Annotated in this window: 7 protein-coding genes; 6 read left to right on the plus strand and 1 reads right to left on the minus strand. The window is 62.1% G+C overall.

Features of this window, described 5'->3' with window-relative positions:
• Positions 1-220: 220 nt before the first annotated feature.
• Positions 221-1,096 carry a universal stress protein gene (locus tag V5A20_RS12575; RefSeq protein ID WP_332327482.1) on the minus strand — a complete coding sequence of 292 codons (876 nt, stop codon included), beginning with the start codon at positions 1,094-1,096 and terminating at the stop codon, positions 221-223.
• A 235-nt stretch (positions 1,097-1,331) separates the two neighbouring features.
• On the opposite strand from V5A20_RS12575, the gene V5A20_RS12580 reads away from it, so the two are divergent.
• The 6 genes from V5A20_RS12580 (at position 1,332) to V5A20_RS12605 (ending at position 6,501) form a co-directional block, all read left to right on the plus strand.
• Positions 1,332-2,711, plus strand: a complete 1,380-nt coding sequence (locus V5A20_RS12580) for a sensor histidine kinase (RefSeq protein WP_332317034.1) — start codon at positions 1,332-1,334, stop codon at positions 2,709-2,711.
• Positions 2,712-2,910: 199 nt separating this feature from the next.
• Complete coding sequence (locus V5A20_RS12585; protein WP_332317035.1) at positions 2,911-3,564, plus strand: response regulator transcription factor; 654 nt, start codon at positions 2,911-2,913, stop codon at positions 3,562-3,564.
• Positions 3,565-3,759: 195 nt separating this feature from the next.
• A complete protein-coding gene (locus tag V5A20_RS12590; RefSeq protein ID WP_332327483.1) occupies positions 3,760-4,698 on the plus strand; it encodes a universal stress protein in 939 nt (312 codons plus the stop codon).
• Between the two features lie 397 nt (positions 4,699-5,095).
• Positions 5,096-5,566 carry a hypothetical protein gene (locus V5A20_RS12595; protein WP_332316452.1) on the plus strand — a complete coding sequence of 157 codons (471 nt, stop codon included), beginning with the start codon at positions 5,096-5,098 and terminating at the stop codon, positions 5,564-5,566.
• Between the two features lie 12 nt (positions 5,567-5,578).
• A complete protein-coding gene (locus tag V5A20_RS12600; RefSeq protein WP_332316453.1) occupies positions 5,579-6,049 on the plus strand; it encodes a helix-turn-helix domain-containing protein in 471 nt (156 codons plus the stop codon).
• Positions 6,050-6,054: 5 nt separating this feature from the next.
• On the plus strand, positions 6,055-6,501 hold the full coding sequence (locus V5A20_RS12605) for a hypothetical protein (RefSeq protein ID WP_332316454.1): 447 nt from the start codon (positions 6,055-6,057) through the stop codon (positions 6,499-6,501).
• The last annotated feature ends 277 nt before the right edge of the window (positions 6,502-6,778 follow it).

A 6,778-nucleotide genomic window follows, 5' to 3' on the forward strand; every position in this document is an offset into this window, starting at 1 on the left:
ACACGGGCGTATCGGTCTCGACGGGGCGGCCCGCCACGGGCTGGGTCGGACACGGCACCGGAAGCGTCGCGGGGGACGCTTCCTGATACGGGGTCGGAGAGGGCATGAATGTTCAGAACAGTGCAGAAGAACAGCGAGCGGGACTACCAATGTAACGGAAGCAACCGACGGCGTCCATCCTGAACCGGACGGTGGTGCATCGGTCGGGAGGCCGGGCGCGCTACGCCGCCCCGCCGGGCGGACCCAGGACCGACGGCTCGGTCTCCGGCAATAGGACGAACGGACACGTTACCCGTCCCAACACGCGGGTCCCCACCGATCCAAACGGATCTGTCGTGCGCTCGTCGGCCCCGTGGGTCGCAAGTACCATCAAATCCGCGTCGGCCCCATCCGCAAAGCGACTAATCTGGTCCGCGGCGTTGCCGTGCAGGATGTGGGAGCGGACCTGCGCATCCGCCGGTTCTTCCCCCTCAAGAAAAGCATGAACTCGGTTGCGCGCGCGGCACTCCGACAGCGTTACCACTCCGAGGGAGAGCCGATCCATGGGGGTGAGGGCCACGTACGGGGCGGACTCGATCACGTGCAGCACATCCACCGTGGCGCCGTACAGGCGCGCAAGCGACACGGCATACCGGAAGGCCTGAAGGGTTCGGGCGGACAGGTCCGTGGGCACGAGGAGACGCTGGATTGCGTCTGGGTCGCCTTGTTGCTCCACGATGAAGACCGGACGGGGGAGCCGGCGCACAAGGGCCTGCAGCACGTCGGTGGCGAGAAGCGGAACCGGCCCACGGTCGGGCGGGATATCGGCCACCACGAGGTCGATGCCTGTGGTGGATACGTACCGGAGCACCGCCGCGATTGAGTCGGGCTGCGCCTCGACAATGCGCATCGACACCGCCTCGTCCCCGACGGAAGACGTTCGTTCTTTCTGCGGCACGTGAGCGACGTCTGCGTCGTCCGGCCCCGAGGCGCGGTCGGACGCCGGGAACGGCATCACGTGGAGCGTCGCCCCGAGGCGACGAGCCAAGTACATGGCCTGCGCTCCCACGGCCGACGCCAGCGAGCCCAGACACAGAATGTGGGTGGCATGGGGCATTGCAAACCGGAGCGGATGGGAAACCAAAATTACCGCCGGGGCCGGTCGAGACGAACCCTGCTCTCCAAAGAGCATTTACAAAAAGTGATTGAATGCCTGCCCCGTTGGTCCGGCGGCCCTCCCATTCCGTCGTAGGAACTTCCGGAGGGCGGCTGCGGGGACATCCCCCACACTCGGCGCACTGTCCTCGGTGGGATTTCCTGCGCCCGTTGCTTCTCCCCCTTTTGCTTCGTTCATGACCGCTCGTCCGCGACGTCTTCTCTCCTACGTCGGTCTCGGCCTGTTGTCCGGGGCGATCTTTCTTCTCGACGGGTTGCTGTCCATGGGGCCGACCGTCGAGATGCTTCAGGTCGCGGTCATCCTGCTGACCCTTTTCCTGCCGGGCCGCACCCCAACGCTGGGCTTCGGCGTCCTCACCACCGTGTTCGTCGGAATCAGCTGTGCCCTCCAGTACGACACAGGCATTCCGGCCCAGTCCCTCATGGACCGCGGCCTGGTGCTGGCGGGCCTCTGGACGGCCGTGGCGGTGGTGCTCCGCCACAAGCAGGTGCGCCAGGCCCAGCGCGAGAGTGCGGCGAAGGCGCAGGCCATCCTCGAAACGACGGTCGACGGCATCATCACGATTGATCCGGACGGCCTCATCGAGTCGTTCAACCCGGCCGCCGAAGACATCTTTGGGTACGAGGCCGAAGAGGTGCTCGGGGAAAACGTGAAGGTTCTCATGCCCTCCCCGTACCGCGAGGAGCACGACGAATACCTCCGGAGTTACCACGAGACTGGGCACCGACGCATCATCGGCATCGGGCGCGAGGTGCGAGGCCGCCGCAAAGACGGGTCGACCTTTCCCATGGACCTGGCCGTGAGCGAGGTGGAGTTGGGCGACCGCACCCTCTTTACCGGCATCGTGCGTGACGTCAGCGAGCGGCGTCGGCTCGAGAAGGAAATTCTGGAGGTTAGCGAAGAGGAGCGCCGCCGCATTGGACAGGACCTGCACGACGGCCTCGGGCAAATGCTGACGGGCATCGGGTTGCTGAGCCAGGACGTGACCCGGCAGCTGGAGGAAGAGCACCACGAGCGCGCCGACGACATGGCCGAGATTACCAACCACATCAAGGAGGCCGACCAGTACGCCCGCGACCTGTCGCATGGCCTGATTCCGGTGGACGTAGAGGCCAACGGCCTTGCCGAGGCCCTGCGGCGCCTCTCCCAAAACGCTGTGCGCATGTTCGATGTGGCGTGTTCGTTTCGGGAAATCGACACTGTTCTCGTTCACAACAACACGGTGGCCACCCATCTCTACCGCATCGTGCAGGAGGCCGTGAGCAACGCCGTCCGCCACGGGGAGGCAGACGACATCAAGGTCATTTTGGCCGAGGGCGACGAACAGATCCGCCTTCAGGTGCGCGACGACGGGACCGGCTTTGACACCGACGCGGCGGACGGCTCCGGCATGGGCGTCAACATTATGAACCATCGCGCCCGCATCATCGGAGGCACCCTTGAGGTCAGCAGCCAGCTCGGGGACGGAACGGTGGTAACCTGTACGGTCCCTCAGACGGCCGACGAGGCCGGTCGCAGCACGGCGGCGCGGTCGGCCGCGCCAGCCCCGTCGTGAACCGCCTCCGCAGCCGCCCCCTGCCAGGGTTCCCTGCCGGGATGTTCTCCACAGGGGATCCCATGATGCGCGGCACGAAGCGTGAGGCCAGCACTGTACTTTCTGTTTCCCGAGCTCTCCGTTATCCTGTTCTTTCCGGCGCACCGTCACGGGGAGTACGGGGGCGCACGTCCTTTTCGCCGTCAAATCGTGCCCTTCCATGCACACCATCGTACTGGTCGACGATCATCCGCTCCTGCGAAAAGGGCTGGCCCGCACCATCGAGGCGGAGGCCGACCTCGACGTGATTGGCCAGATGGACAACGCCGAGGAGGCCCTGGGCGAGGTTGAAGCCCTGGATCCCGACCTCGTGGTCGTGGACATCTCCCTGCCTGGCATGAGCGGCATGGAGCTCATCAAGCACCTCCAGTCGCGCGTGCCGGAGGTCCAGATTTTGGTCGTCTCACGACACGACGAGACCCTCTACGCCGAGCGCTGCATCCGGGCCGGCGCGCGCGGCTACGTGATGAAGCAAGAGGCCGGCGACGACATCGCCAGGGCCATCCGGAAGGTGCTCAACGGCCGCATTTTCGTGAGCGAGGAGATCAACGAACGGCTGCTGCAAAGCATGGCCGAAGGCGGGCGCGAGCGCATCATGCAGTCCCCCCTCGAGGTGCTGAGCGACCGCGAGCTGGAGGTCTTCGAGCTGACAGGCCAGGGCCTCTCGACGCGCGACATCGCCGAGCGGCTCCACCTGTCCGTCAAAACTGTCGAGTCCTACCGGGCCCGCATCAAGAACAAGCTCAACTTCGATTCCGCCAACGAACTGATGAAGCACGCCGTGCAGTGGGTGGAGAGCGAGAAGAGCCCCTAGCCGACGGCCAGACTCACGGGGGCCTGGATTGAGGCGCCTGTGGATCGGGGCGCACCGCGTAGGACCGAGCCCGCCCCGCTCCAGACTGGCGTGCCGGGCCCATTTCCCGCCCAGCGCGCTCACCAACGGGGCCTTGTTTCGGCCTCTCCTCCAAGACGTTTTCTCGAACCGTTCTTTCCTTTCTCTTCTCCTCCGATGCTCAACATTGACACCATTCTGTTTCCCACCGACTTCTCCTCGGTGGCCGAAGACGCGTTTGCCCACGCCGCCCATCTGGCCCTGCAGTCCGGCGCGACGATCTGCGTATTCAACGTGGTGACGCCGGACGAGGGAGACGCGTCCAATCCCATGGACTTCCTGCCGGTGACCCCCGTGGAGGGCAACGCGGTCGACGACGCGGCCCCGCAGCGCATGGAGGTGCAAACCGTGACGCAGGAGCGTGGCACCGTGCCGGTCGTGTACGCCCAGACGGACAGTGCCTCCCCCGAGACGGCGATCGTAGAGCAGGCCACCGACCACGACATCGACCTCGTGGTGATGGGCACCCACGGGCGCAAGGGCATGGACCGGTTGCTGAGCGGAAGCGTGGCCGAGGAGGTGGTGCGCCAAGCCCCCTGTCCGGTCTTCACAGTGCTGGCGAGCGACGCGGACGCGCCCACCAGCACGCCGATCGATCGGCTGCTCGTCCCCGTCGATCTGTCGGAGCAGACGCCCCTCGTGATGGACCACGCCACGGCCCTGGCGGACGCCTACGGCGCGTCGATCGACCTTTTGCACGTCGTGGAAGAGGCAACCTTCCCCACGGCGTACGGCATCGACCCGCTGTCCCCCTCCCAGCCCGACGTGCAGGAGCGGGCCCGCGAGGCCCTCGAAGCGCTGGCGGCCGACTTCGACGACGTCGACGTGCCGATCGACACGCACGTGCTCGCCGGCTACGCGGCCCGTGACATCGTCGACTTCGCCGAGGAGCATGCTGCCGACCTCGTGGTGATGGCGACCCACGGCCGCACCGGGCTCCAGCGGTTCCTCATTGGGAGCGTGGCGGAGAAGGTGACGCGAAGCGCCTCCTGTCCCGTCTTCACCGTCAAAAGCTTTGGGAAGTCGCTGGTGCCGCGGCGGGAGGACGAGGAGTAGAGCGGCCCGCGAGGCGGTGCCCCTCTGCTGCTTTAGTGACCCCGCATCCGCGGGGATAGACCTCTAACCTGCAGCGCCTACATTTATGGGAGTAGATTCACTGGCAAAACCATGAGCGCTATTCGTCGACTCCTCAAACTCGACGCGTGACCTCAGGGGTAGGTCTGGCGGTGGGTGTGGTTCTTGGCGGTCGTATTTTTGGTGGCGTACGCGGAGTTAGTGTGACTGAAATAGTACCCCGAGTGAGATACGAAGAGGAAAATGCTTCGGGTAATACTTGCCAAGTTCCACCAGTTTTCCGGTCGGAGCTCCCCTAATCGGACCTGGTATCACTCTTGATTTGACATTAAAGTGAAACAGGATGTCACGTGAAGGGTTAGGGTTTCGCCTTGTGAGAGTGGAGCTGGGTTATCGCGGTGTGCTGTACACCGTGCAATTCGAAGACTCGGACGAGACCGAACTTGAGAGATGGAGCCGAAATGAAGAGATCTCTCGACATCCGGAGTTTGACGGTGTCTTCGGAGCGATCGAGGCAATTCCCTATCAAGGTGTTCCACCGGGGTATTTCTTCAAGCAGGAAAAGTACAGCGGGTGGGTTACACCGTTTGTTGAGGAAGGGTATCATGAATTGCGACTGTACTGCATCCGCTATGAGCGCCAAAATTGGGTGGTTGCCGGGAACGGGTGCGTAAAGAATGAGGAAGGGCCCCTGCAGCAGTTTGATCGATGCCGGCGAACGTTTAATGAGATACGATATGTAGAGGAGCGAATTGCCCGTCGCTTGGAAGGCGGCGACGGTTTTGAGCTTATTGCGCTCGACGACAGGTTAGAAGGGGATCTTTGGTTTCCACCAGAATCTTATCGTTAACCCTAAACTGTTATGAGTTTACTGGATGAGATTGCGAATGCGGCGGATGTGAATGAAGCACAGCGTCGGCTGGAGCAACGGCGAGCCGCTCTGATACAGGAAATCGAGGAGGCACTTAACGAATTGGGATGGTCTCGAAAGGATCTTGCCGACGCAATGGGCAAAAAACCTTCACAGGTTACGCGGCTTCTGAAGCGAGGAACTAATCCGACCTTGAAAACTCTCGCCGAGATCGAGACAGCTCTGGGCCGAGAACTATTCACGGTGAATAGAAACATAAAATACAAACTCAAGGAGCGGGACCTTGCGGAAAGACAGGTGGTTATCAGCCAGTCCTCTGAATCAGGTCGGGAGTTGGCCGGAACAGCGCGGACGTTCCCCGAACAGGTGAAAGAGGGGGAGTATGATGGTAGTTACAAGGACGTATTGAAAACGCTCAACCTGGATAGCGGCGACGATTCTGGTACCAACCAAGATAATTGATTCCTATGGCTCGTCTTCAGTGGGCACTGACGTGCAGAGATTTTTCTGTCGATAGTGAGACCAACAACATTACGTACAGGGACGCTATCGAGCAGGTTAAAGCCACGGAGTTCCCTGCCGACCTTCCTCCATTTATCACAATTAGTATGTTGTGGAGGCGGGATGACATAGAAATACCTGAAAGCTTCCGGTATCGCGTTATCCTAGAGGATAAAAACCGTGATGAAGCAAGCAGAACGGAGCCGAATGAAGTCGACCTGGCTGATCACGAGCGTTTCCGGGCCAACATTGTGAATCCGCCGATCTCAATCGAAGAGCCAGGTACTATTTGGTTCCGCATCCAGAAGGACGAAAATGGTAAGTGGGGGGACTGTACGGTGTTGCCAGTTGAAATTAAAGAAATGGAAGAACCCGTTTCTGAGGCAATTGAGGCAGCTAGAGAGCAAGAGTAAGCGTAAACGAGTGACTCCGCATCCGTGGGAATAGACCCGACGATGCCCGTCCAGGTGACCCCCAATGCGGTGACCCCGCATCCGCAAAGATAGAGACCACATCGGTTGTCACCGCTACATCGGCAGGATGCGTCGTCCTTGGTTTTTCCGCTAGTGCCACAAACGGTCCCAGAGCCGCTTGGCCTGACGGTTCAGGGGCTGCGCACGGGTTCGTATCCGCGACCAGACGGGGCGGATCGCATTGGCGAGCCAGCCGCGCAGATTTTCGCCCGTCAGC

The sequence above is a fragment of the Salinibacter sp. genome (assembly GCF_036626415.1).
Taxonomy (GTDB): Bacteria; Bacteroidota; Rhodothermia; order Rhodothermales; family Salinibacteraceae; genus Salinibacter.

Bases quoted from the DNA above. Each gene is read 5' to 3' on its own strand.
- V5A20_RS12605 (WP_332316454.1), top strand. From the start codon at position 6,055: ATGGCTCGTCTTCAGTGGGCACTGACGTGCAGAGATTTTTCTGTCGAT.
- V5A20_RS12590 (WP_332327483.1), top strand. From the start codon at position 3,760: ATGCTCAACATTGACACCATTCTGTTTCCCACCGACTTCTCCTCGGTG.
- V5A20_RS12575 (WP_332327482.1), bottom strand. From the start codon at position 1,096: ATGCCCCATGCCACCCACATTCTGTGTCTGGGCTCGCTGGCGTCGGCC.
- V5A20_RS12580 (WP_332317034.1), top strand. From the start codon at position 1,332: ATGACCGCTCGTCCGCGACGTCTTCTCTCCTACGTCGGTCTCGGCCTG.
- V5A20_RS12600 (WP_332316453.1), top strand. From the start codon at position 5,579: ATGAGTTTACTGGATGAGATTGCGAATGCGGCGGATGTGAATGAAGCA.
- V5A20_RS12585 (WP_332317035.1), top strand. From the start codon at position 2,911: ATGCACACCATCGTACTGGTCGACGATCATCCGCTCCTGCGAAAAGGG.